The organism is Collimonas sp. NPDC087041, from assembly GCF_044745265.1.
Taxonomy (GTDB): domain Bacteria; phylum Pseudomonadota; class Gammaproteobacteria; order Burkholderiales; family Burkholderiaceae_D; genus Collimonas.
The window spans coordinates 211,610-235,948 of sequence record NZ_JBIUZX010000004.1 but is presented as its reverse complement, the minus strand read 5'-3'; the positions used below and the strand labels follow the sequence as shown (position 1 = coordinate 235,948).

The window sequence follows — 24,339 nt, the reverse complement described above, 5'->3', positions numbered from 1 at the left end:
CATGCTGGAAGAACTGTCGAAAGCGGGACGCTATCTCGGGCAAACCATGCGGTTGATGGTGGGTTTGCCTGAGTACGGCACTTACGTCACGCACATGGAGAACACCCATCCCGGTGAACCGATGATGAGTTACGAAGAGTTTTTCAAGGAGCGCCAGGAAGCCCGTTATGGCGGCAATGGCCGGGTGGGACGCTGCTGCTGAGAGCGTTGCCCCACGTAGATTTGAGTAGTTTTGCATCCTATGGGGGATGTGTTTGCCGACCGCTTATCCGGTCGGCATTTTTTTTGACTTGGCCAGCTACGGATCAGCCGCCAACTTGCCCGCGATAGGCAGCGCCGCTCATTTCAGCTTCGCGATACAGCGTAATGACGCGCAGCAGGCGGCCGATGAACATGCCGTTGAATATGCCATACAGTGCGCACACCGTTGCGACGAAAGCGCTTTCGTGCGCCAGCTGCGGCTGGACCGCGATCAGCACGGCAACCGTGTATTTGGTCACGAAAATCCCCATCATCAACACCAGCGGCAACCAGCTGCCGCGCTGGAACAACACGCCGCGTTCCGGATAAGGAATCACACGGTCACTGCGGAACAGACGCCAGTTGAGGGCTGCGGCGACGGCAGCGCTGGCGCACCAGCACAGCGCGGTCAGCGGCGTGATGCCGAAAATCGCCGACATACCCTGCCAGGACAGCGCCAGCATCACCAGAGGGATGACGGATATCTTTCTCAGCGTGACTTCACGGTCGACGCTGGCCAGGAGGCCGCGATAGACCAGGAAGGCCAGCAGCGCCCAGACCCAAAGTGGTGTGTGTGAAATGATTTGTGCCAGCATGTTGTACTCCCGTTGATTGATCTGCAGCGATTATCTGGTCGCTGCAGATGCGGGAGTAGCGGAAAGCGACGAAATGCCGGAATACGTCGTGAATCGACCGCTGGCGCGGATGGCGTGCAGCCGGGTTATCCCCTGCCCCGTCATCCTCTGCCGTGCTAATGATTAGCGGACTTCCGCCGTGTACTGGAAACGCTCCGCCGGGACAAAGGATGTGCGCCATTCAACCGGTTCGCCGGCGTGATCCAGCATCAGCCGCTCCACGCAGATCGCCACGGTCTTGGTTTTCAGCTTGAACACGGCAGCATTGGCGCGGTTCAGCGGCTTCGCCGTCAGGTCGTCGATGGCGCGCGAGACCAGCACGTCGCATTCACTCTCATAGACCGGATACAGGGACGCCGGAGAGTTGCTTTTTAGATATTTTTGTAGCTTCCTGAAGCGCGCCAACGGCAGCCAGATGTGTTCCGACAGCACGATTTCGTCGTCCAAGGAACGGGTGCGATGCAGATACAGCGCCTTGTCGCGCGGCTTGAGTTTGAGTTTGTCGGCCACTGCGGCGGGTGGCACCTCGGTTGTCATCGAACGGATTTGTGCTGTCGGCAGCGGATTTTTGGTCTTGCCGTGGAGGCGCACGAAACGCAGCATCGAGGAGCGTTCGGCAGCGCGCGCGACAAAGGTGCCGCGTCCTCGCACACGATCGACAACGCCATCGGTGACCAGCGCGTCCAGCACCTTGCGCATGGTGCCGACAGCGATTTCATATTCAGCGGCCAATTTATCTTCGGACGGCAGCGCTTCATCGGCGGCCCAGCTACGCAAAGTGATTCTTTGCAGCAGATCGTCACGGACCTGGAGGTAGCGCGGCAAGCGCGGATCAGACCCATTTTCCAAAGGGAGAGACGTATTTTTTTGCGAGAGAGACGCGTTTTTTGCACTTTTTTTGATCAGCATTAACAACATTTCAAACTTGGAACGGGAGCGCAATTTACCAAGTTCCAATTGTTTTTACAATACCTATGTGAATCTCTACTTCTATACAGAACCAGAGATTCACATATCGATCACCAGGCTAGCTGCGGCTCAGCGCTATTTGCACCGAACGCGGTTTGCGTTCCGCCAGCCAAAGCAACACGATTGCCACCACCGAATAAATCCAGTAATCGACCGGTACTCCGCCCAGCCAGTGCTTGTGCCACGGCACGTCGACCGGATTGAAGCGCGCCAGCCCGTAAGCCGGATTGAGGACAAACCAGAGCCAGTCTTCGCTGATCCAGAAGGTCATGATGGATGCCATGATGCGACATTCGCCGCGCCAGTCCCAGCTGCCGTTGAACCAGATCGGATAGTGGAACATCAGCGCGATGAATGGGAAGATCCACGCGTGGTAGCCGGTCATGGCGCGGCCGCCCCAGAAGATGTCGAGCAGCCAGTGATGCTCGATGCGCCAGGTCGGCAAGTTGGCGGCCCAGCCGGCGGCGCCTTCGATCTGGATTTCGACGTTGGCGAAAAAGAAGGCGGTCAGAACTGCCCAAAAAAGCATGCCGAACAGGCGGCGGAAAGATGTCGTCATAGTTTGCTCAGTACGGTTTGTAATACGCTACGGCCAGCATCGGGTTTTCCCAATGCCAGGCTGCGTTGTTTCAGGCGCTGCAGCAACTCCGGCTGCTGCAGCAGTTGGCGCACGCGATATTCAAGCGCGGTCAGGTCGATGGCTTTCAGTGCAGCGCCTTGTTCCAGCAGGTAATCGGCGTTGCGCTCTTCCTGGCCCGGGATCGGCGAATGGATGATCATCGGCACGCCCATTGCCAGGCATTCGGATGTGGTCAGGCCGCCTGGCTTGGTGATGGCCAGGTCGGCGCAGGCCATCAGTTGCTCGACCTGGCTGGTGAAGCCGAACGGGAACAGCCGGCCCGGATGCGCCGCCGCCAGTTCCTGCAGGCTGGCCAGCATTGCCGCATTCTTGCCGGCCAGCGCCACCAGCTGGAAATCTCCGGGTAACGTCAGCAGCCGCTGCACGGTCTTGTCGAGGCCGCCGATGCCGGCGCCGCCGGACATCATCAATATGGTCTTGCGCTGCGGATCAAGACCGAACAGCGCGGCGCAGCGTTGCCGTTCCAGCGGATAGCCGAAGCCCGGCATGATGGGAATGCCGGTTACGTGCACCGCATCGGCGGCCAGTCCGCGGGTGCGCATGCGATAGGCGATTTCTTCGGTGGCGGCGAAATAGCCGTGCATGTGCGGCTGCAGCCACATGCTGTGCAGGTCGAAATCGGTCACTTGCACCCAGACCGGGCAGGTCACGCGCTGCTTGCCGATTTCCCGCGCCAGCAATTCTGCCGGCAGGAAGTGGGTGCAGATGATGGCGTCCGGCGCCGCCGCCCGGATCGCCGCGCGCAATGGCCGGGTGCTGATGCGCTCGATTGCGCGCCGTAATTTCTGGCCGGGTGAACTGCTTAGCGCGGTGTCGCTTTTTTGATAGACATAGCCCCACAGCGCCGGATGGCGGTTAACCAGGTGCAGGTAGAGATCGGTGTACACCGCGCGAAAACCGGCCGGCACGAAATCCATGGCATCCAGGTGTACCGCTTCGGTATCCGGAAATTCGATTGCCGCGTGGGCCTTGAGCGCTTCAGCGGCGCGCATGTGGCCGGCGCCGGCGGAGACACTTAACAGTAAAAGTTTGCGGGGGCGATGCGGAAAGGTCGGACTAGGCGACAACTCATGTGCTGGCTTATCTATAATGATGGACTCCGCCAGATGTTGATGTGCTCCGAAGAATAAAGACGGCTACTTTCAAGCGTACTCCTTGCAATCGGGATTCAAGCTCTTACAGATCGGATGCATCTTGCCGTTAAGGCTGCAATGCGTCGGCCAATCACGCTGATGATAGGGACAAATCGGCGCTGAGTAAAATGACATTTATGACAAACCATTGGCGCGCCGCCGCTTCAATCATGAAGCGCCGCGCCGTTTCCGAAAGATAGCAATATGCCTACCTCCCGCAAGCCGCTCGACGGCTTGGCCATGAGCCTGATGTTGATCCTGTGTACCTGTTGGGGATTGCAGCAGGTGGCGATTAAGGTGGCGGCGCCGAGTATTTCGCCAATCTTGCAGAACGGTTTGCGTTCGGCGGTGGCGGCGTTGCTGGTGAGCGGCCTGATGTGGTGGCGCGGCAGCAAATTCTCGCTGACCGACGGCAGCTTCTGGCCGGGCTTGGCCACTGGCCTGCTGTTCGCCGGTGAATTCCTGTGCGTGTCGATCGGCTTGAATTACACCACCGCTTCGCACATGTCGGTGTTCGTCTACACCGCGCCGATTTTCACCGTGCTCGGCTTGCACTGGCTGGTGCCGGGCGAACGTTTCGGCCTGACCCAATGGCTGGGTGTGCTGGCGGCCTTTATCGGCATCACTGTGGCGTTTGCCGGCGGCTTCGAAGCCGGCGCCGGTTTCAGCCGCACCTTGATCGGCGATGCGCTCGGCGTGCTGGCGGCTGTGTTCTGGGCGGCGACCACCATCATGATCAAGCGTAGCGTGCTGTCCAATGCCGCACCCAGCATGACGCTGTGGTATCAACTGACTGTCGCCGCACTGACCTTGCCGCTGCTGGCGCTACTCACCGGCCAGGCCGCAGTGGCGCCGCTGAGCGGCATCATGTGGACCAGCCTGGTGTTCCAGTCGCTGATCGTGGCCTTCGGCAGTTTCCTGACCTGGTTCTGGATGCTGCGCCGTTACCTGGCGTCGCGATTGACCGTGTTTTCATTCCTGACACCATTGTTCGGCGTCAGCTTTGGCGTGTTGTTGCTGGACGATCCGATCGGCTTGCCATTTGTGTTCGGCGCGCTGCTGGTCCTGAGTGGCATCGTGTTGGTGAATTGGCAGCGTGGCTGAATAAACATCGTGGAACGGCCATGTCGATTTTGGCAGTAGCTGTTCGATTAGCTAGCGAGGCCCCTGAATCCGTGGCTCGTTGCCTCTTGCAGAACAGAGCCCGCCATCTTTGGAGAGACTGGCCATGAGTAACCCTTCCATTCATCACGCCGGTGCAGGCGCGCATCACGACCGTCGCTGGCTGGCGCTGATCGTGCTGTGCCTTGGCGTGCTGATGATCGTGCTCGACACCACAATCGTCAACGTCGCGCTGCCATCGATCAAGACCGACCTGCGTTTCTCAGATACTTCGCTGGCCTGGGTGGTGAACGCCTACATGCTGACCTTTGGCGGCTTCCTGCTGCTGGGCGGCCGCCTCGGCGACCTGTATGGGCACCGGCGCTTGTTCCTGATCGGGATTGCACTTTTTACACTGGCGTCGCTGGCCTGCGGCCTTTCCGGCACACAGGGCTTTTTGCTGGCAGCGCGCGCGGTGCAGGGATTGGCTGGGGCGGTGGTGACGGCGGTGGCCTTGTCGTTGATCATGGATTTGTTTACCGAGGACGGCGACCGCGCCAAGGCGATGGGAGTCTATGGCTTCGTCTGCGCCGGCGGCGGCAGCCTGGGCGCGATGCTGGGTGGCGTGCTGACCGCCAGCCTGAGCTGGCACTGGATTTTCCTGGTCAACCTGCCGATTGGCATTGTTGTCATCATACTGTCGCTACGTTTGCTGCCTGCCGCGCTCGGCCAGGTGCTGTCGCGGCATTTGGACGTGTTCGGCGCCATCACTGTTACGGCGGCGCTGATGCTGGCGGTGTATGCGATCGTCAACGGCAACCAGGCCGGCTGGACCTCGTATCGCACGTTGGGCCAGCTGGCGCTGGCTGTGGCATTGCTGGCGGCATTCCTGGTGATCGAAACGCGGGTGCACACGCCGCTGATGCCGTTGCGCCTGTTCCAGCTGCGTAATGTCGCAGTGGCCAATGCGGTAGGTGTGTTGTGGGCGGCGGCGATGTTCGCCTGGTTTTTCCTGTCGGCGCTGTACCTGCAGCTGGTGCTTGGCTACAACCCGTTGCAGGTCGGCTTGGCGTTCCTGCCGGCGAATCTGATCATGGCGGTATTTTCGCTGGGCATCTCAGCCAAATTGGTCATGCGCTTCGGCATCCGGCGGCCGTTGGCGATCGGCTTGCTGATGGCTGCCTGTGGCCTGTTGCTGTTTGCGCGGGCGCCGGTCGATGGCCATTTTATTGCCGACGTGTTGCCGGGTATGGTCCTGCTTGGCCTGGGCGCCGGGATTGCCTTCAATCCGGTGCTGCTGGCGGCGATGAGCGATGTTGCGCCGTCCGAGTCCGGGCTGGCTTCGGGCGTAGTCAATACGTCGTTCATGATGGGAGGAGCGTTGGGACTGGCGGTGCTTGCCAGTTTGGCAGCGTCCCAGAGCGAGGGTTTGCTGGCTGCCGGCTATGCGCAAATCGATGCGCTCAACAGCGGTTATCAGACGGCTTTCCTGGTAGGAGCGTGCTTTGCGGCTTTAGGCGCGGTGCTTGGCGCCTTGCTGTTACGTACCAAAACCGTGGCTGATGCGGTGCCGGCCTGACCGGCAATCCGCATCGCACTATTGGCTTAAGCCTTGAAAGTGCCTTCCGAGACCAGCGCTTGCAGCGGCAGGCGCGGGCTTGGCTCTTCCTTGGCGCGCAGGCCTTCCGGCAGGGTTGCCTTGTCGCCGATCTTGCCGATGGCTACCGCCGCTTCAATCGCGAAATTGGCTGGTACGCCCAACACCGAGCGGGTCTTTTCCTTGTCGAAGCCGGCCATGCCGTGCGCGTGCCAGCCGGACAGGCTGGCTTGCAGCGCCAGGTAGCCCCAGGCGGCGCCGGTGTCAAACGAATGGGTTGGCGCTGGCAATTCTTCGCTGCTGCCCGGTGGCGCAAAAGTAGTTTTCGACAACACGATCACCAGCGCTGAGGCGTTTTCAGCCCAGCTGCGGTTGAAATCATTGAGCAGGCCCAGCAGGCTGTTCCAGTGCGGTGTGCCGCGGCGGGCGAAGACGAAGCGCCAAGGCTGCGAGTTGTAGGACGAAGGCGCCCAGCGCGCTGCTTCCAGGATAGTCAGCAATTCTTGTTCGGAGATCTCGTCATTGGCATAGGCGCGTGGCGACCAGCGGCTGAGGAATTGCGGGTGGGCCGGATGATCGGCGACGCGTGCGTTAGTTTGGGTCATGTGGATTCCTGTTGGATGATGCGGAAAAGACAGCAAAATATCGTTGCCTGTATATAAGCAGGCAAGGCTAGGCATCTTAGCAGCAGTTTTTCCGGCTTGCAGGACGCCGCGGATTTCTGCATGGTGTATTGCCGTCGTGGGCATGCAAGGTGAAGATTGCCGCGTCAAGCCGGTATAATCAAGATTGCCTGGAAGTTAGAATGACTTCCTAGATTTTTTGCATAATCCGGTACGTTCCCCGTACCACTGACTACCTATCCTATGCTTGCACCACAAAAACAACAGATCATCGACCTTTTCAACGCCGCATTGCAGCCTATTGTTGCTGGCACCGAGCTGCAGCCGACTGTGACGCTGGAGCGTCCGCGCGATCCGTCGCATGGCGATGTTGCCTGCAATATTGCGATGCAGCTGGCCAAGCCGCTGAAAAAGAATCCGCGAGAACTGGCGCAAGCCCTGGTGGCGGCAGTGCTGGCCGCCAGCAAAGACGGCAATCTGATCGAGGCTGTGGAAATCGCCGGTCCAGGCTTCATTAACCTGCGCCTTACCGCTGCGGCCAAGCAACAAGTGGTCAAGACGGTACTGCAGGAAGCCGCCGCATACGGCAAGAGTCAGCTCGGCGCCGGCAAGAAAGTGCTGGTCGAGTTCGTTTCGGCCAATCCGACCGGCCCGCTGCACGTCGGCCACGGTCGTCAAGGCGCGCTCGGCGATGCGTTGTCGGCGTTGTTCGAAGTGCAAGGTTTTGATGTCACCCGCGAGTTTTATTACAACGACGCCGGTGTTCAGATCGGCACGCTGGCAACATCGGTGCAGGCGCGCGCCAAGGGTTTCAAGCCGGGCGAAACCGGTTGGCCGGAAAATGCCTATAACGGTGACTATATTGCCGACATCGCCCAGGATTTCCTGGCCAAGAAGACAGTTTCAGCCAGCGATGGCGAACCAGCTACCGCCAGCGGCGACATCGAAGATATCGAATCGATCCGCAAGTTCGCCGTGGCCTACCTGCGCCGCGAGCAGGACCTGGATTTGCAGGCTTTCGGCGTCAAGTTCGATAACTATTACCTGGAAACGTCGCTGTACAAGGATGGCAAGGTCAACGGCGCGGTCGAGGCCTTGATCGCAGCCGGCGTCACCTATGAACTGGATGGCGCGCTGTGGCTGCGCACCACCGACTACGGCGACGACAAAGACCGCGTGATGAAGAAGACTGACGGCACTTACACCTACTTCGTGCCGGACGTTGCCTATCACGTAGTGAAATGGCAACGCGGCTTCGGCAAGGTCATCAACATCCAGGGCAGCGACCACCACGGCACCATCGCCCGCGTGCGCGCCGGTTTGCAGGCGCTGAATATCGGGATTCCACAAGGCTACCCGGATTACGTGCTGCACAAGATGGTGACCGTCATGAAGAATGGCGAGGAAGTGAAGATTTCCAAGCGCGCCGGTTCTTATGTGACGCTGCGTGACCTGATCGAATGGTCGGCCGGCGAAGATACCGCCGCAGAAGGTGTTGCGGACAGCCCGCGCGATCTGACACGCGGCCGTGACGCGGTGCGTTTTTTCCTGATTTCACGTAAGGCAGATACTGAATTCGTGTTCGATGTCGATCTGGCGTTGGCCAAATCCGACGAAAATCCGGTCTACTACGTGCAATACGCGCATGCGCGTATTTGCTCGGTGCTGGCGCAATGGACCGGCGACGAGGCCGGCCTGGCCACGGTCGACCTGAGCCCGCTGACCGCACCGCGCGAAGCCAGCCTGCTGGCCAAACTAGCCGAATATCCGGACATGCTGCAACATGCACTGGAAGAGCTGGGCCCGCACCAGGTAGCGTTCTATCTGCGCGATTTGGCGGGCGAGCTGCATAGCTACTACAATGCTGAGCGGGTGTTGGTCGACGACAACGCACTGAAGATGGCGCGTCTGGCGTTGATGTATGCAACCCGCCAGGTGCTGCGCAACGGCCTGGCGCTGCTGGGCGTATCGGCGCCGACCCGGATGTAATTTGCATGTAAAGCAGGGGGCGGGCTCTGGAATGTGCTGGATAGCCCGGCAGGTTTTTAGAGGCCCCCGTAACCAGGATGTCATTGGGAAAGTATGAGCAAACTTAACAATAAGCAGGCTGGCGGTACCTTACTGGGCCTGATTTTCGGCCTGATCATCGGTTTGGCGATAGCGGTAGTGGTGGCGATCATGATCACCAAGACACCGACGCCATTCACCAACAAGACCACGAAAGCCGACAAGGCGCCGGATGCCATCACCGCACCGGTAGCATCGACGCCGGCTACCGGCGGCGACCAGCTGCCAGACCCGAACAAATCCCTGTATGGCAACAAGGATGCGTCGAAAGAAGCCGCCAAGGCATTTGCGCCGCCAGCGCCTGATGCCACCCCGCAGGCAGCCGTGCCGCCGGTTTCCGCCGAGAAGAAACTCGACGCGCTGGTCGCCAAGGCGCAGGACAAGACTGCCCCGATTGTTGATAAATCCACTGCCGACAAGACCAAGAAGGCCGCCGGCGATATCGCCGAAGCCAAGACCAAGGCCGGCGCCGATGACAACTGGATCTATTTCCTGCAGGTCGGCGCGTTCCGCGAGCAGACCGAAGCCGAAAGCGCCAAGGCGCGTTTGGCCCTGATGGGATTCGAAGCCAAGATCAGCGAACGCCAGGCCGATACCGGCTCCCTGTACCGGGTGCGGATAGGCCCATTTAATCAGCTCGAAACAATGAACCGGATTCGCGGGAAGTTGTCAGATAACGGCGTTAATGCAGCTGTAGTACGCGCTGCTAAATAATTAAGCGGATGTTGGTAAATATTTTCTTCGAAATCTAGAAAAAGGATAATCATGCGTTTTTTTCAAAAAGTATTAGCTGTTGCCGGTCTTAGTCTGAGCCTCGGCCTGGTTGCAGCCAGCGCGGGTGCATCGCCGGCCAATCCAGTGGCAGGAACCGACTACAAAGTGCTGGACAATCCGCAACCGACCGATAGCGGCCTGGGCAAGAAAGTGGAAGTGACGGAATTCTTCGGCTACTTCTGCCCGCATTGCAATGCGCTGGAGCCGACCCTGGAAGAGTGGATCGCCAAGCAAGGCGACAAGATTTCCTTCAAGCGCGTACCGGTCGACTTTGGCGATCCGAGCGCCGATCCAAAGACATCGCCGTACGTAGCGCAGAAAAAGCTGTACTACACGCTGGAAGCAATGGGCAAGCTTCCAGAAATGCACAAGAAGGTCTTTAACGCTATCCACGCACAGCGTCAAAACCTGAACAACGATGCCGGCATCCTCGATTTCGCCGTCAAGCAAGGTCTCGACAAGACCAAGTTCCTGGAGATCTACAATTCCTTCGGCGTACAAACCAAGGTCACCCGCGCCACCCAGCTGCAGAACGCCTACAAGGTTGATGGCGTGCCGATGCTGGTGGTGGATGGCCGCTACGTAACGTCGCCGTCGATTGTCGGCGCCAATCCGAACGCAGGCAAGACCGAGCCGGAACTGTTCAAGTCGACATTGCAAGTCTTGGATGGCCTGGTAGCCAAGGTCGCCGCAGGAAAGAAATAAACCGTTTCGCCGACATGGTCGGCTGATGGATAATGAAAAGTCCGCCACTCGCAAGAGGGCGGGCTTTTTTATCGGCTGCGGTCGATGTGCATTGCCACTCAAGATTAGGCGCAACCATGAAACGAGTATTTATCACAGGCGCCTCCAGCGGTATCGGCGCCGCGCTGGCGCAATATTATGCAGAGCAGGGCGCGGCCCTCGGGCTGGTGGCCCGGCGGCAGCCGGTGCTGGAACAACTGCTGGCGAGCCTGCCGCATCCTGAGCGGCATCGCCTGTATGCGCTGGACGTTAATGACCATGCAGCGCTGACTGCCGCTGCGGAAGATTTCATCGCTGCCGGTGAGGGCGTCGACGTGGTAATCGCCAGCGCCGGGATTTCCCAAGGCACGCTGACTGAATACGCGGAAGACCAGCAGGTGTTCGAACAAGTATTCGCCACCAATGTGCTGGCGACGGTCGCCACCTTCACGCCGTTCATCGCTACCATGAAGCGGCAGGCGCAGTCGGGCCGGCGTGACTTGCGGCTGGTTGGTGTTGGCAGCGTGGCCGGCATTCGTGGCCTGCCGGGCGCCGGCGCTTACAGCGGTTCGAAGGCGGCGGTGATCAGCTATTGCGAATCGCTGCGGGTTGAATTGCGCGACAGCGGCATCAAGGTGGTCACCATCGTGCCCGGTTATATCGACACGCCGATGACCCAGGTCAATCACTACAAGATGCCGTTCCTGATGCCGGTGTCGCAATTCGCCGCGAAAACCGGCGCCGCAGTCGAGCGCGGCAGCAGCTACCAAGTGATCCCGTGGCAGATGGGCGTCGTTGCCAAACTGTTGCGGCTGTTGCCGAACTGGCTGTACGATTTTGCCTTTTCCAAAGCGCCGCACAAGGCGCGCAAGAGCGAGAGCTGATCCATGGATTTTCATTCCTTCTTTTTGTTTGTACTCACCGAAGTCGTGCTCTCGTTGTCGCCTGGCCCGGCGGTGATGCTGGTGGTCGCCTACGGGATTACGGCCGGTTGGAAAAAATCGCTATTCGCAACCCTCGGCATCCTTACCGCGAACGCCATTTACTTCGCCATCTCGGCGACCGGCCTGGGCGCGTTGATCGTCGCTTCCCATACCTTGTTCACGGTGGTGAAGTGGTTGGGCGTGGCTTATCTTGCGTATCTCGGCTTGTCGGCAATATTCGGTCGGCCCTCGCCGATTACCGCATCGCAGTTGAATAACAAGAGTCCCTCTGGCTGGAAAATCTGGCTGAGCGGGCTGACCCTGCAACTGGCCAATCCCAAGGCCCTGATTTTCTTCATCGCGATCCTGCCGCAATTCCTCAACCCGGCTGGCAATGTGCCGCTGCAGATGGTCTGGCTGGCGGCTGGTTCGATCATTCCGGAATTCTTTATCCTGCTTGGTTATGCGGTGCTGGCGGGGAAAATGCAAACAGTAGCGACGCGTCCGAGTTTTGCCAGGATTACGGATCGGGTTGCTGGGAGTTTGATGTTGGGTGTGGCGATGATTGTGGCGGCGATACAGAAGTAGCTTGGATGTGATTGCTTCGTGGTCCGTTAAAAGGGGGCAGAGTTGCGCGGGAAGTGTAATTTTCGCAAAAGACCGCGAAAAAAACTCTGATCCCATTTAACTGCGATGGGTTGGTTTTGACGTTGCTGTTGGTTTTGAAGTTGTCGCTGTTTTTGACGTTGCCGTTGATGTTGCTTTTGACTTTTCGCATGCTGACGTTGCCAAATGAGCCGGGTGACAGTCGGGAATTATGGGACACATGTTTGAGCGCAGCGAGTTTGTGTCCCATCCGACTGGCGCACGGCTCATTTGGGGACCCGCCAACGGCGGGCAACGGCTGTGCGATCGCCTTTCTTTGCTTACTTTCTTTGGCGAAGCAAAGAAAGTGAGTAGCTGCCGGGCTACCCCCGGCAAGCACCCACGGAGTAGCAACCGCTTTAAGTAACGTCAGACGAACAAGGCTGATACACCGCCGCACCTACTCCGTGGTCCGTTAAAAGGGGTCAGAGTAATTTTCGCAAAAGGCCGCGAAAAAAAACTCCGACCCCATTTAACTACGCGCTGAAACGGTAGACCTGATCGGCATCAAGGCGGCGGGTTAGGGTGCCGTCAAACCACAGCTTGTGCAAATGCGCCAACGCCTCGCCCAGCGCGAACGTCATTTGATGCGCGTCCAGCGGGCGGCGGAACATGATCGGCACGATATCGCTGGCCGATTGCGGCGCCGCGGTGCAGGCTTCCACCACTTCCGCCAACCGCTCGCGGTGATGCTGCTGCAACTGATCGATGCGTATCTGCAAACCGCGGAATGGCTTGCCGTGCGACGGCAGCACCAGCGTATCGGTCGGCAGCTCGCGATATTTTTCCAATGAATCCATATACTGCTGGACCGGATTGGATTCCGGCTCGATCGCGAACACCGAGACATTGGTGGAAATCCGCGGCAACACCATATCGCCCGAAATCAAAAGATGCAGGTCGTCGCAATACAGCGCCACATGCTCCGGCGCATGGCCGAAGCCGGTGATCACGCGCCATTGGTGACTGCCGATGCGCACGTCCTGCCGATCGGCCAGGCGATGATAGGCCAGCGGCACCCTCGGCACCATCGACGGATAGTAAGACTTGCGCTGGGCAACCTTGGCAACGACTTCCGGATCGTGCATGCCATGCTGCTGAAAATGCGGCAACGCTGCGCTGCCGTCGGCGCCCGGCAGTGCGGCCGACATGATGCGCGCCGAAAGATATTCGCCGGCGCTCATCCACAATGGCGCCTGCCAGCGCGTGCACAGCCAATCGGCCAGGCCGACGTGATCCGGGTGGCAATGCGTGACCAGCACCCGCAATACCGGCAAGCCGCGCAGCTGGGTTTCGAAAATGCTTTCCCAGGATGCGCGTGTTGCATCGTTGGCAATGCCACAATCGACGATGGTCCAGCCGTGCTGGACGCTGCCATTTATTTCGATGCTGTCTTCCAGCAGCCACAGGTTGATGTGATCGAGCGCAAACGGCAAGCCCATGCGCAGCCAGTACACACCGGGCGCGACTTCGAGCGTGGCGCCGGCGGCCGGAAGGGTATCGCCAAACGCATAGCTGAGTTGGGCTTCGAGAGCATTCATCTGGAACTTCCTATTCGTTATTGGTGGCTTGTGGAACAGAGTGTACTAGCTGGGACGCTGACTTGCGTCCAAGGCCGTCCCGTGTAAAGCCGCAATCCTACACAATATAACGAGCGAGAGATTGGAGTGATCGATATGGCATTGCCCGATGCAGGCATCGTCGTGATCGGTTTGCCCTGAGATCCATACGCACTATCTGATCTCTGCGCAAATATGCGTCATCCAATCAATGAATGCACGCACCACCGGCGACAGATGGCGTGTATTCGGATAAACCAGCGATAGCGAAACCAGTGGGCGGCGATTCTCTGCAAGCACTTCCACCAGGTGGCCTGATTCGAGCAAGGGGACGACCAAATATTCCGCCAGCTGGATCAGCCCCAATCCTTGCAGGCTGCACTGTATGTAGCCTTCAGTGTCATTGACGGCAACCGTTCCTTCCATGGGAACAATGACTTCAGCCTGTTCACGAAGAAAACGGAAATCCCAAGTGCGTCCGGTGCTGCTTGAAAAATAATGTACAGCGCGATGTCGAACCAGATCTTCCAGCGTCAATGGCACACCATGCTGTTCGAAGTAGGATGGCGCGCCGCAGGTGATCCAGCGGAAAGAACCCAGGCGTCGCGCAATCAATGCCGAGTCGCGCAATTCACCAGTACGGATAACGCAATCGACGCCTTCCTGCACCAGATCAACCGGCTTGTCGTTCAGGCCGATCATCAGGTCAATCTCAGGGAAGCGCTCGTGAAATTCCTTGATCCTGGGGAACAGCAGGGCGCGTGCTACCGAACCGGGCATATCTACCCGCAAGCGACCTCTGGGAAGACGATCCTTGCCATGCAATTCCGCCTCTGCCTCCTCGATAGTCTGCAAAATGCCGCGACAGCGTTGATGATATCGCTCGCCATCAGGCGTTAAGCTGATGCTCCGCGTCGTCCGCTGGAGCAGGCGCACCTGGAGATATTCTTCCAGATTCTTGACGATGCTGGTCACCGAAGAGGGCGCCATCGACAGCGTCTCCGCCGCCTTGGTGAAACTCCCGGTTTCCACCACCCTCAAAAAAACTTGCATCGCTTGAATACGATCCATGGCGCCATGAAATATGTGAATGTGTACTTGGTCGAAACGGCCCTAGCAGGAACATTAACAGAAATTTATCGACCTCCATAGCCAACGGGCTTCGGCGCCTGCGTCAAGGCAAGTGCCGGGTCAAGACGAGGGTTGCTAGCCGGTCGCCAAACAAAGTCAGCAGGACGCCTGCAAGCATGACTGTAGCGCCACTGATTTTCACAAGCGAAACCTGACGCACTGCGGTGCCAAGCAAACCGTAGTTATCGATGAGCAGCGACGACACCAATTGACCGGCAATGACCAACGCCAGCAGATTGCTCAAGCCAATCCTGGGCGCCAGCAGCACAGTGCAGAAAATTGCGCTTGCGCCCAGCAGGCCGCCGATCAGGCGCGACCACGGTTGCGCCGGAAGTTGCGCCAGGGCGTCGCTCAGACCGCCCCGCGAGAGTCCAATGAGCGCCAACAAAATTGTTCCGCTGAAAAACGAGAACAATGCCGCGGCGATCGTGTTGCCGCTCAAGCTGGCGGCAAGTTGGCCGTTGATTGCGGCCTGGGCTGAAATGGCCGCGCCGGCGCCGAACGCGAGAAGTAGCAAAAGGGATGGCATGTGATGCTCCTGTTCAGGCGGCCGGCAAAGAAAATGTTTCCGCGAACGGGTCGTCGATATAGCCGGTTTCCGCGAAAAGATGCTTGCGCGATTCTTCGGTAGCTGCTTCCAGCGCGGCCATGTCCAGGTTCACGATACGGCCGAAGCGCTTCCGCATTTGGCCGCCGATGATGACGGTATCGATATTTCCGGGTTGTGCGGCATGGACGATGGAGCCGAGCGCATTGTTGGACGGATACAGGTTGATGTCGTCCGTGCGAATCATGACGATATCGGCTTGCTTGCCCACCGTGAGACTGCCCACCTTGTCGGCCAGACCCGCGACCGCCGCGCCGTCAATCGTTGCCGCTGACAGCAGCTCTTGCATCATCACCGGAGCAGGAGCATGGCTGTGTCCATGATGCCGGCAGCTTTGCGCCATGCTGCGTTGAAGATAGAAGGCTACCCGCATTTCCATGAACAGATCGCCGCTATAAGAACTCTCATTGTCGACGCTGAGGCCTGGCTTCATGCCGTGATTCAACGCGCTCTGATAGGAGCAGACGCCATCTTCAAGCGCATAGTGCGCATCCGAGCGGGGGCAGACGTTGACCCGCACGCCAGCCTCTCGCAGCATTTCCCATGTTGCATCCGGGAGGTCGGTGCAGTGGTTGAAGATATTGTCTGTTCCGAGCAGGCCATCCTGGAACAAGGCATCCAGCTCGGAAGCCATCGTCCTGCCGAAGAACTCGGTCACGATAGGCAATTCCAGTTTGCGCGCCTCTGCCCAGATTTCGCGATCGATCTGCGACATCATCGCCAGAGTCACCAGTGGCTGATCGCCATTGAAATACTTGGCTTTTAAACGTCCCAGGTCACGCGGCCAATTGTCCTTGTCCCAGTCGCCGGCGAGTGGTGCTCCAGGGGCGTGAACGGCGCGTATCCCTGCGTCCAGCAGGGCTTCCACCGCGGCATCCGAGTGCTCCGCGCTGCGTGCGTTGTGCGAGTTGTCGATGATTGTCGTAATGCCGGCGTCAATGCAGCCCAACGCAGTCAATAGATTGCCGACGTACATATCGGCCGGACGGTAATGTTTGGCGAAGGAAAAATGCGTGCCATTGCAATAGTCTTCCAACGTGGAGGAATTGGGATTGATCCGGCGCAATTGCCCTTCCCAGGCGTGACGATGGGTGTCGATCATGCCGGGCATGACGATCATGTTGCCGGCGTCGATAATCTCGGCACCCTCTGCTGAAATGTCGGGGCCGATGGCGACGATCTTGTCGCCCTCGATCAACAGGTCTCCTTTGGCAAAATTGCCGACTTCGGCATCCATGCTGACAATGGTGCCGCCCTTGATCAACAGACGGCGGGCGGATTGTGGCGCTTTACTGATGATGCTGCGCAGAGCGTTGGATAGTGTGGTCGTGGTCATGATTTACTTTCAAAATGTTCAGTTCAGTTCAGTAAGCGCAGCGCAGCCATGTCAGACGTGCGGATACACCCGGTCTCGGCAATGATGGAATGCATCGCTCATTGGTTGGAAAGCAGTGTAGGGCGCGAGGTAGAAAGGAAAAAGATGGCGCCGCCGGTTTTGAAATTCATAAAAACCGAACAATCGCATGAGCCGGTCATGCGCAGGCCGAAGACTATCCAGGCAGCTGCAAGCCAAAGGTAACGAGGTAAAGGCGGTCCTCGATGGCGGGAATCCCCAACTTCGATGCCAATTTAGCGGGCCAGTAGTTTTTCGGTGTTTTCATTTTCGGCCGGCGCGCCTACAATGTGCTTTACGTTAACGTTAACTGCCGTTGTAGCTAAACCCGAATTTCCTGTCCCATGATGATAATTTGACCATGCCGACCTACACCATCACCGAACTATCGCGTGAATTTGACATTACCCCGAGGGCGATCCGCTTCTATGAGGACCAGGGTTTGCTGAGTCCGAAGCGCGATGGCGCGGGCGGTCGCAACCGGGTTTATGCCGCGCGCGAACGCACCCGCCTGAAGCTGACCTTGCGCGGCAAGCGGCTGGGGCTGACGCTGTCGGAGATCAAGAGCCTGGTCGACATGTACGACACCCCCAAGGATTCGGCGCCGCAGCTGGAACTGTTCCTGGAAGTGCTGGCGCGCCACCGTGAGCATCTGGAGCAGCAGCGCGAGGATATCGAAGTGACCCTGGCTGAGATCAGCGCGCACGAAGAAGAATGCCGGCGTCTGTTGAGCAGCGGGCAACTGAGCGATCACGCCGTGGTTGCCGGACAAAAGGATTGAACGACTGCGCCGGAGCCGGCGTATTGATTTTTTAGTAATTAATCGCTTTATTTGATTCAATCAGTTGGCGATAGGGCAATACCCTGTCCCGCAATATAGAGAAAAAAGAGGAGACAACATGATTCACCTACCAGGCCTGACCTTCGACCACGGCGAGGATATCGAGGCCCTGCGCAGCGCGATCCAGGAGTTTGCCGCTGCGGAAATCGCGCCACGTGCCGCCGAAATCGATCGCAACGACCAGTTTCCGATGGATTTGTGGAAAAAGATGGGCGACCTCGGCCTGCTCGGCATCACCGCAGAAGAACAATACGGCGGCAGTGGCATGGGTTATCTGGCGCACATCATCGCGATGGAAGAAATCTCGCGCGCCTCGGCTTCGGTCGGTTTGTCGTACGGCGCCCATTCCAACCTGTGCGTCAACCAGATCAAGCGCAACGGCACTGCCGAGCAAAAAGCCAAGTACCTGCCGAAACTGATTTCCGGCGACCACATCGGCGCGTTGGCGATGTCCGAGCCGAATGCCGGTTCCGACGTGGTCAGCATGAAGCTGCGCGCCGAATGGAAGGGCGACCGTTGGGTGCTCAACGGCACAAAAATGTGGATCACCAACGGCCCGGACGCCGATGTGCTGGTGGTCTACGCCAAGAACGACATCGAAGCCGGCGCGCGTGGCATGACCGCATTCCTGATCGAAAAGAATTTCAAGGGTTTCAGCGTCGCACAGAAGCTGGACAAGCTCGGCATGCGTGGTTCGCACACCGGCGAACTGGTATTCCAGGATTGCGAAGTACCGGCTGAAAACGTGCTGGGCGGACTGGGCCAGGGCGTCAATGTCCTGATGTCCGGTCTCGACTACGAACGCAGCGTGCTGTCCGGCGGTCCGCTTGGCATCATGCAAGCCTGCATGGATGTGGTGGTGCCGTATGTGCACGACCGCAAGCAGTTCGGCCAGCCAATTGGCGAATTCCAGCTGATGCAGGGCAAATTGGCCGATATGTATTCGACCATGATGGCTTGCAAGGCCTATGTCTATGCCGTCGGCCAGGCTTGCGACCGTGCCAAGACGCCGGAAGCTGCCCGCGCCTTGCGCAAGGATGCTGCCAGCGCAATCCTGTACTCGGCGGAAAAAGCCACCTGGATGGCGGGTGAAGCGATCCAGGCGTTGGGCGGCAATGGTTACATCAATGAATATCCGGTGGGACGTTTGTGGCGCGACGCCAAATTGTATGAAATCGGCGCCGGCACCAGCGAAATCCGCCGCATGCTGATCGGCCGCGAACTGTTTGCGGAAACGCGCTAAGCGCCAACGGTCAGCGCAAAGCATCGCGGCTGCCCGCCAAAATGCATGGCCGCCAGCCGGCCAGGAAATAATTGCCTGGCCGGTTCGCTGGCCGCAGCGAATTTTTGGCATAATTGAAAAACAGACAACAGCGGCAAGAACATGACTTCACTGCACATCCACACCGCATTACTGCAGCATCCACAACTTTCGGTCGCTCTCGACAAGCAAGTTTTGCTGAAGATGGAAAACACCCAGCCGTCCGGCTCCTTCAAGCTGCGCGGGATTGGCCTGTTATGCCAACGCGCAGTGGCCGGCGGTGCCGGCCATCTGGTGTGTCCGTCGGGCGGCAACGCCGGCTTTGCGGCGGCAGTCGCCGGCGCGGCACTGGGCACCAAAACCACCATCGTGGTGCCGGAAACTACCTCCGCCGAAGTGTGCCAGCGCATCCGCGACATCGGCGCCGAAGTGATCGTCCACGGCGCTTTGTGGGATGAAGCCAACCAGTATGCTTTGCGCCTGTGCGAACAGCCCGGCAGCATCTACATTCCACCATTCGATCACGCTGATATCTGGGACGGTAACGCCACCCTGATCGATGAGGCGGTATTGCAGGCAAAGCAACTCGGGATCGATTTCGATGTCGTCATCTGTGCGGTCGGCGGCGGTGGCCTGATGAACGGCGTATTGACGGGCCTGCATCGCAACGGCCTGGCGCACATTCCCTTGATAGCAGTGGAGACAGAAGGCGCAGCCTCGCTATCTGCCGCTGTGAGCGCTGACGAACTGGTGACGCTGCCAGCAATCAATACGATTGCCAACAGCCTGGCGGCCAAGCGGGTTTCTGCGCAATCCTTTGCCTGGACCAAGCAGCACAAGGTCCACAACGTTACCGTCAGCGATGCCCAGGCGGTCAGTGCTTGCCTGGCGTTTGCCGATCAGATGCGGATCCTGGTTGAACCGGCTTGCGGCGCCGCCCTGGCCGTGGCCTATCAACAGCCACCTGAATTGACGCCGTACAAGCGGCCGTTGATCGTGGTATGCGGCGGCATCGGCGTCAGCCTTGCTGCCTTGGCCGGCTGGAAGGAGCGCTTTTCGCTGTGATTACGTCTGCAAGCTTTCCGAAATTATTGTCGTCGCAGATCGCTTTCGATACTGCGCGCATGATCTTGGACGGCTTCGACAAGCATTACCGATTGTTCCGCGAAGCCAGCCGTCTGGCCAAACAGCATTTTGAAGATGCCGACTGGAACACTGCGCAGCTTGCCGCGCGCGAGCGTATCGATTTTTACGATGCGCGGGTGCACGAATGCGTGCAGGCGCTGGAAGACGAATACGACAAGGACGACCTGACCGATGCGGTCTGGCGCGAGGTAAAGCTGCACTACATCGGCATGCTGACCTACCATAAGCAACCCGAACTGGCCGAGACGTTCTTCAATTCGGTCTGCTGCAACATCCTGCACCGCACCTATTTTCATAACGATTTCATCTTCGTGCGGCCGGCAGTGTCGACCGAATACATCGACACCGATGAAGCGCTGCCGACCTACCGGGTTTACTACCCGCAGAAGGACGGCATGCATTACACGCTGAAGCGGCTGATTACCAATTTCCAGTTGCAGCGGCCATTTGCCGATCTGGATCGCGATATCGGGCTGGCCGAGGAGCGGATCAGGGCATCGTTCGGCGACATCCCGCCGGAGCCGAATCACCAGATCCAGGTGCTGTCGAACCTGTTTTACCGCAACAAAGGCGCTTATGTCGTTGGCAAGATGATCAACGGCTCGCGCGAATATCCATTCGTGGTGCCGATCCTGCATGGCCGCGACGGCAAGCTGGTGTTGGACGCGGTGCTGTTCGACAACAAGATTCTGGCCATCCTGTTTTCCTTCACGCGCGCCTATTTCATGGTCGACATGGAAGTGCCGTCGGCCTATGTGCAATTCCTGCGCACCCTGCTGCCGAACAAGCCGCGCAGCGAAATCTATACGATCCTGGGTTTGCAGAAGCTCGGCAAGGCATTGTTCTATCGCGATTTCCTGCGTCATTTGCGGCATTCTTCGGACCGTTTCGAAATCGCGCCGGGGATCCGCGGGCTGGTGATGGTGGTGTTTGCGCTGCCGTCGTTCCCGTATGTGTTCAAGGTCATCAAGGATTATTTCCCGGCGCCGAAGGAAACCACCAAGGCGCTGGTCAAGGAAAAGTACCTGCTGGTCAAGCACCACGATCGCGTCGGCCGCATGGCCGATACGCTGGAATATTCCAGCGTGGCCTTCCCGCGCGCGCGTTTTGCCGATGAATTGCTGGCCGAACTGAAACTGGTGGCGCCGTCGGTGGTTGAAGAAGAGGGCGACGAAGTCATCATCAAGCACCTGTACATCGAGCGCCGCATGGTGCCGTTGAACATCTACCTGGGTAACGCCGAGAAGAACGACGACCAGGCGGCGCTGGAACATGGGGTGGTCGAGTACGGTAACGCTATCAAGGAATTGGTCGCGGCGAATATCTTTCCTGGCGACATGTTGTACAAAAATTTTGGGGTCACGCGTCACAATCGGGTCGTGTTTTACGACTATGATGAGATTGAATACATCACAGACTGCAATTTCCGCACGATCCCGCAGCCGCGCAACGAGGAAGATGAAATGGCCGCCGAGCCTTGGTATCCGGTTGCCAGGAACGATGTTTTTCCGGAACAGTTCGGTGTATTTTTACTCGGTAACCAGAACGTGAAGAAGTACTTCATTAAACATCACGCAGACTTATTAACCCAGCAATATTGGCAGCAACGCAAGCAACACATCCTGGAGGGGCATTTCGACGACGTTTTTCCTTATCCGCAAGAATGTCGTTTTACCTACACGGCAGCCGGCTGATTGCTATTTTCCCGGATGGCCCCAAGTAATTCTTGTGAAAATGCGTGTGAAGTGTAAACAGGGAAATCGCAGCACATAGTTGATGGCAGCAACCGAATTCGTAATCTAGCGCAGCAGTTTTATTTTTCACTAACCAGGCAGCAAAGACGTCCCGAGAACCATCACCTGCGACGCAGTCGCCAGCCGTGAGCAATTCCCGGGACAGCTTACAAGTTGTCGTAATCTGGAGAAGCAACATGAATGACCCAATCGTTATCGTCGGTGCAGCCCGTACTCCAATGGGTGCGTTTCAGGGTGATTTTTCGGCGTTGAATGCCAGTGATCTGGGCGCAGTCGCCATCAAGGCTGCCGTCGAGCGCGCTGGATTGAAGCCGGAACAGGTCGACGCCGTGTTGTTCGGCAATGTGCTGCAAGCCGGCCAGGGTCAGGCTCCGGCGCGCCAGGCAACGATCAAGGCAGGACTGCCGGTCGGCACCAATGCAGCCACCATTTCCAAGGTTTGCGGCTCGGCCATGCAAGCGACCATGTTTGCTTTCGACGGCCTGCTGGCTGGCACCCATGAAGTCGTAGTTGCGGGCGGCATGGAATCGATGACCAATGCGCCGTACCTGATTCCGAAAGCGCGCGGCGGCTATCGCATCGGCCACGGCACGATCCTCGACCACATGATGCTGGACGGCCTGGAAGATGCCTACTCCAAGGGCGACAACGGCGGCGGCCGTTCGATGGGTACTTTCGGTGAAGATTGCGCCGCCAAGTACCATTTCAGCCGCGCTGACCAGGATGCATTTGCCATCGCTTCGGTGCAACGCGCGCAAGCCGCCACCGCTGATGGTTCCTTCAAATGGGAAATCGCGCCGGTGACAGTCACCAGCCGCGCCGGCGAAGTCGTCATCGACAAGGACGAAGGCCCGCAAAAAGCCAAGATCGACAAGATTCCGTCGCTGCGTGCGGCATTCAAGAAAGACGGCACCATTACCGCCGCTTCGTCGTCGTCGATCAACGACGGCGCTGCCGCCCTGGTGTTGATGCGCGAATCGACCGCCAAGAAACTCGGCTGCACGCCGATTGCCCGCATCGTCGCGCATGCCAGCCATTCGCAGGAACCGGATTGGTTCACGACTGCACCGGTCGGCGCCATCGAAAAGCTCTACAAGAAAACCGGCTGGACCAGCGGCGACGTCGACCTGTTCGAAATCAACGAAGCGTTTGCGGTAGTGCCGATGGCAGCGATGAAGGAACACAACATCCCGCACGACAAGATCAACGTCCACGGCGGCGCCTGCGCCCTCGGCCACCCGATCGGCGCCTCCGGCGCCCGCATCATCGTGACCCTGCTGGGTGCGTTGAAGGCCAAGGGCGGCAAGCGCGGCGTGGCGTCGCTGTGTATCGGTGGTGGTGAAGGTACTGCGATCGCCGTCGAACTGGTTTGATCTCCGTTCGATTAATTAAGTAGCAAGCAGCAAAAGGATCAGTGTGAGTCGGTGGAAACTTCGCGGAGTTTCCGCGGATTCCCACTGATCTTTGCTATTTGATTTTGCGAGTTGCGAATTAAACAATTGGCATTCATTCATACAAGGTAAAAAGATGGCCGCAGCAATCGACTTCTACTTTGATTTTTCCTCTCCGTACGGCTATTTCGCGGCCACCCGTATCGACGAACTGGCGACCAAGTACGAGCGCGATGTCGAATGGCATCCGATCCTGCTCGGTCCGGTATTCAAGACCACCGGATCGATGCCGCTGGTGCAGGTGCCGATCAAGGGCGACTACGCGTTTCATGATTTCGAGCGCACCGCGCGTTTCCACGGCATTCCGTACAAACGTCCCGGCGCCTTCCCGATATCGACCCAGGCCGCGGCGCGCGCCGTGCTATGGGTGCGCGGCAAGCAAGGCGAGGACAAGGCGATCAAGTTCGCCAGGCAGATCTACAAGGCGTATTTTGTCGATGGCATCAACATCGGCGAGCCGATGCACCTGCTGGAAATCGGCCACCATGCCGGCATCGATACCGTCGGCCTGACCGATGGCATCAACAGCCTGCCGATCAAGAACCAGTTGAAGGCAGAGGTTGATTTGGCGATGGCGCGCGGCGTGTTCGGTTCGCCCTTCGTGATTGCCGACGGCGAAGCGTTCTGGGGCTTCGATCGTTTCGACCAGCTCGAAGCATTTCTGCGGGACGGCAAGATTTGAAAGAAAAGAACATCGATTGCCCATGCGGCGGCGGCAAGTATGCGCAGTGTTGCGGGCGTTATCACAGCGGTGACGCAGTGGCGCCGAGCGCCGAAGCGCTGATGCGTTCGCGCTACAGCGCCTATGTGATGAACCTTGGCGACTATCTGCAGGCAACCTGGCACCGGACGACGCGCCCGCTTGAACCGATCACCGCTGAAGCGGGCCTGAAATGGCTGGGCCTGGAGGTGCGCAAGCACGAGACGAACGGCGATAGCGCCACAGTCGAATTCGTGGCGCGTTACAAGATCGGCGGCCGCGCAGAGCGCTTGCATGAAGTCAGCAGCTTCTTGCGCGAGCGCGAAGCGGGAGGCGACGACCGCTTGTGCTGGTTCTACGTCGACGGCAGTTTTCCAAACAAAGAAAAATAATTGCGCAAAGCATAAGAAGATCCAACAGGAGACA

24 protein-coding genes are annotated in these 24,339 nt (G+C 58.5%); 15 read left to right on the top strand and 9 right to left on the bottom strand.

Annotation, left to right across the window (positions count from 1 at the left end; translation table 11 throughout):
* Position 1: 1 nt before the first annotated feature.
* Entirely contained in the window at positions 2–202 is a 201-nt protein-coding gene (locus tag ACIPF8_RS09395) for a YbdD/YjiX family protein (protein WP_041742732.1), read from the top strand.
* Between the two features lie 103 nt (positions 203–305).
* Here ACIPF8_RS09395 and ACIPF8_RS09390 read toward each other — a convergent pair whose 3' ends face one another.
* The 4 genes from ACIPF8_RS09390 to ACIPF8_RS09375 all read right to left on the bottom strand — a co-directional run bounded on the left by ACIPF8_RS09390 (position 306) and on the right by ACIPF8_RS09375 (position 3,476).
* On the bottom strand, positions 306–857 hold the full coding sequence (locus ACIPF8_RS09390; protein ID WP_400420542.1) for a DUF6622 family protein: 552 nt from the start codon (positions 855–857) through the stop codon (positions 306–308).
* Positions 858–998: 141 nt separating this feature from the next.
* Complete coding sequence (locus ACIPF8_RS09385) at positions 999–1,700, bottom strand: GntR family transcriptional regulator (protein WP_400420005.1); 702 nt, start codon at positions 1,698–1,700, stop codon at positions 999–1,001.
* Between the two features lie 202 nt (positions 1,701–1,902).
* A complete protein-coding gene (locus tag ACIPF8_RS09380) occupies positions 1,903–2,403 on the bottom strand; it encodes a hypothetical protein (RefSeq protein ID WP_400420002.1) in 501 nt (166 codons plus the stop codon).
* Entirely contained in the window at positions 2,400–3,476 is a 1,077-nt protein-coding gene (locus ACIPF8_RS09375; RefSeq protein WP_400420000.1) for a glycosyltransferase, read from the bottom strand. Before ACIPF8_RS09375 ends, ACIPF8_RS09380 begins: the two co-directional genes overlap by 4 nt.
* Before the next feature lie 345 nt (positions 3,477–3,821).
* Here ACIPF8_RS09375 and ACIPF8_RS09370 point away from each other — a divergent pair, with 345 nt between their 5' ends.
* Positions 3,822–4,721 carry a DMT family transporter gene (locus tag ACIPF8_RS09370; RefSeq protein ID WP_400419997.1) on the top strand — a complete coding sequence of 300 codons (900 nt, stop codon included), beginning with the start codon at positions 3,822–3,824 and terminating at the stop codon, positions 4,719–4,721.
* Between the two features lie 124 nt (positions 4,722–4,845).
* Positions 4,846–6,297 (top strand): MFS transporter, encoded by a 1,452-nt coding sequence (locus ACIPF8_RS09365; protein ID WP_400419994.1) that lies wholly within the window; start codon positions 4,846–4,848, stop codon positions 6,295–6,297.
* 26 nt (positions 6,298–6,323) lie between these two features.
* Here the strand turns inward: ACIPF8_RS09365 and ACIPF8_RS09360 are convergent, their stop codons facing one another.
* On the bottom strand, positions 6,324–6,920 hold the full coding sequence (locus ACIPF8_RS09360; protein ID WP_400419991.1) for a nitroreductase family protein: 597 nt from the start codon (positions 6,918–6,920) through the stop codon (positions 6,324–6,326).
* Between the two features lie 261 nt (positions 6,921–7,181).
* On the opposite strand from ACIPF8_RS09360, the gene argS reads away from it, so the two are divergent.
* The 5 genes from argS to ACIPF8_RS09335 all read left to right on the top strand — a co-directional run bounded on the left by argS (position 7,182) and on the right by ACIPF8_RS09335 (position 12,013).
* Complete coding sequence (gene argS / locus ACIPF8_RS09355) at positions 7,182–8,927, top strand: arginine--tRNA ligase (RefSeq protein WP_400419988.1); 1,746 nt, start codon at positions 7,182–7,184, stop codon at positions 8,925–8,927.
* Positions 8,928–9,020: 93 nt separating this feature from the next.
* On the top strand, positions 9,021–9,719 hold the full coding sequence (locus ACIPF8_RS09350; protein WP_400419986.1) for an SPOR domain-containing protein: 699 nt from the start codon (positions 9,021–9,023) through the stop codon (positions 9,717–9,719).
* 51 nt (positions 9,720–9,770) lie between these two features.
* Positions 9,771–10,484, top strand: coding sequence for a thiol:disulfide interchange protein DsbA/DsbL (locus ACIPF8_RS09345; RefSeq protein WP_400419983.1), 714 nt, complete (start codon positions 9,771–9,773; stop codon positions 10,482–10,484).
* Positions 10,485–10,600: 116 nt separating this feature from the next.
* Positions 10,601–11,386 carry an SDR family oxidoreductase gene (locus ACIPF8_RS09340; RefSeq protein WP_400419981.1) on the top strand — a complete coding sequence of 262 codons (786 nt, stop codon included), beginning with the start codon at positions 10,601–10,603 and terminating at the stop codon, positions 11,384–11,386.
* Positions 11,387–11,389: 3 nt separating this feature from the next.
* On the top strand, positions 11,390–12,013 hold the full coding sequence (locus ACIPF8_RS09335; RefSeq protein WP_400419978.1) for a LysE family translocator: 624 nt from the start codon (positions 11,390–11,392) through the stop codon (positions 12,011–12,013).
* Positions 12,014–12,546: 533 nt separating this feature from the next.
* Here ACIPF8_RS09335 and ACIPF8_RS09330 read toward each other — a convergent pair.
* The 4 genes from ACIPF8_RS09330 to ACIPF8_RS09315 all read right to left on the bottom strand — a co-directional run bounded on the left by ACIPF8_RS09330 (position 12,547) and on the right by ACIPF8_RS09315 (position 16,703).
* On the bottom strand, positions 12,547–13,611 hold the full coding sequence (locus ACIPF8_RS09330) for an MBL fold metallo-hydrolase (protein ID WP_400419976.1): 1,065 nt from the start codon (positions 13,609–13,611) through the stop codon (positions 12,547–12,549).
* 192 nt (positions 13,612–13,803) lie between these two features.
* Positions 13,804–14,700: a LysR family transcriptional regulator gene (locus ACIPF8_RS09325; protein WP_400419973.1), complete on the bottom strand. Its 897-nt coding sequence runs from the start codon at positions 14,698–14,700 to the stop codon at positions 13,804–13,806.
* A 103-nt stretch (positions 14,701–14,803) separates the two neighbouring features.
* A complete protein-coding gene (locus ACIPF8_RS09320; protein WP_400419970.1) occupies positions 14,804–15,289 on the bottom strand; it encodes a DMT family transporter in 486 nt (161 codons plus the stop codon).
* Between the two features lie 13 nt (positions 15,290–15,302).
* A complete protein-coding gene (locus tag ACIPF8_RS09315) occupies positions 15,303–16,703 on the bottom strand; it encodes an amidohydrolase family protein (RefSeq protein ID WP_400419967.1) in 1,401 nt (466 codons plus the stop codon).
* 418 nt (positions 16,704–17,121) lie between these two features.
* On the opposite strand from ACIPF8_RS09315, the gene ACIPF8_RS09310 reads away from it, so the two are divergent.
* The 7 genes from ACIPF8_RS09310 to ACIPF8_RS09280 all read left to right on the top strand — a co-directional run bounded on the left by ACIPF8_RS09310 (position 17,122) and on the right by ACIPF8_RS09280 (position 24,305).
* Positions 17,122–17,541, top strand: coding sequence for a MerR family DNA-binding transcriptional regulator (locus ACIPF8_RS09310; protein WP_400419964.1), 420 nt, complete (start codon positions 17,122–17,124; stop codon positions 17,539–17,541).
* Positions 17,542–17,659: 118 nt separating this feature from the next.
* The gene (locus ACIPF8_RS09305) at positions 17,660–18,844 is read left to right on the top strand and encodes an isovaleryl-CoA dehydrogenase (RefSeq protein ID WP_400419961.1); all 1,185 of its coding nucleotides are present in this window, start codon (positions 17,660–17,662) and stop codon (positions 18,842–18,844) included.
* 141 nt (positions 18,845–18,985) lie between these two features.
* Positions 18,986–19,927 carry a pyridoxal-phosphate dependent enzyme gene (locus ACIPF8_RS09300; RefSeq protein WP_400419958.1) on the top strand — a complete coding sequence of 314 codons (942 nt, stop codon included), beginning with the start codon at positions 18,986–18,988 and terminating at the stop codon, positions 19,925–19,927.
* Entirely contained in the window at positions 19,927–21,702 is a 1,776-nt protein-coding gene (gene aceK / locus ACIPF8_RS09295) for a bifunctional isocitrate dehydrogenase kinase/phosphatase (RefSeq protein WP_400420539.1), read from the top strand. The genes ACIPF8_RS09300 and aceK overlap by 1 nt, the downstream gene beginning before the upstream one ends.
* Before the next feature lie 236 nt (positions 21,703–21,938).
* A complete protein-coding gene (locus tag ACIPF8_RS09290) occupies positions 21,939–23,135 on the top strand; it encodes an acetyl-CoA C-acetyltransferase (RefSeq protein ID WP_061534984.1) in 1,197 nt (398 codons plus the stop codon).
* A gap of 154 nt (positions 23,136–23,289) precedes the next feature.
* Complete coding sequence (locus ACIPF8_RS09285) at positions 23,290–23,895, top strand: 2-hydroxychromene-2-carboxylate isomerase (protein ID WP_400419955.1); 606 nt, start codon at positions 23,290–23,292, stop codon at positions 23,893–23,895.
* Entirely contained in the window at positions 23,892–24,305 is a 414-nt protein-coding gene (locus ACIPF8_RS09280) for a YchJ family protein (RefSeq protein ID WP_400419952.1), read from the top strand. Before ACIPF8_RS09285 ends, ACIPF8_RS09280 begins: the two co-directional genes overlap by 4 nt.
* The last annotated feature ends 34 nt before the right edge of the window (positions 24,306–24,339 follow it).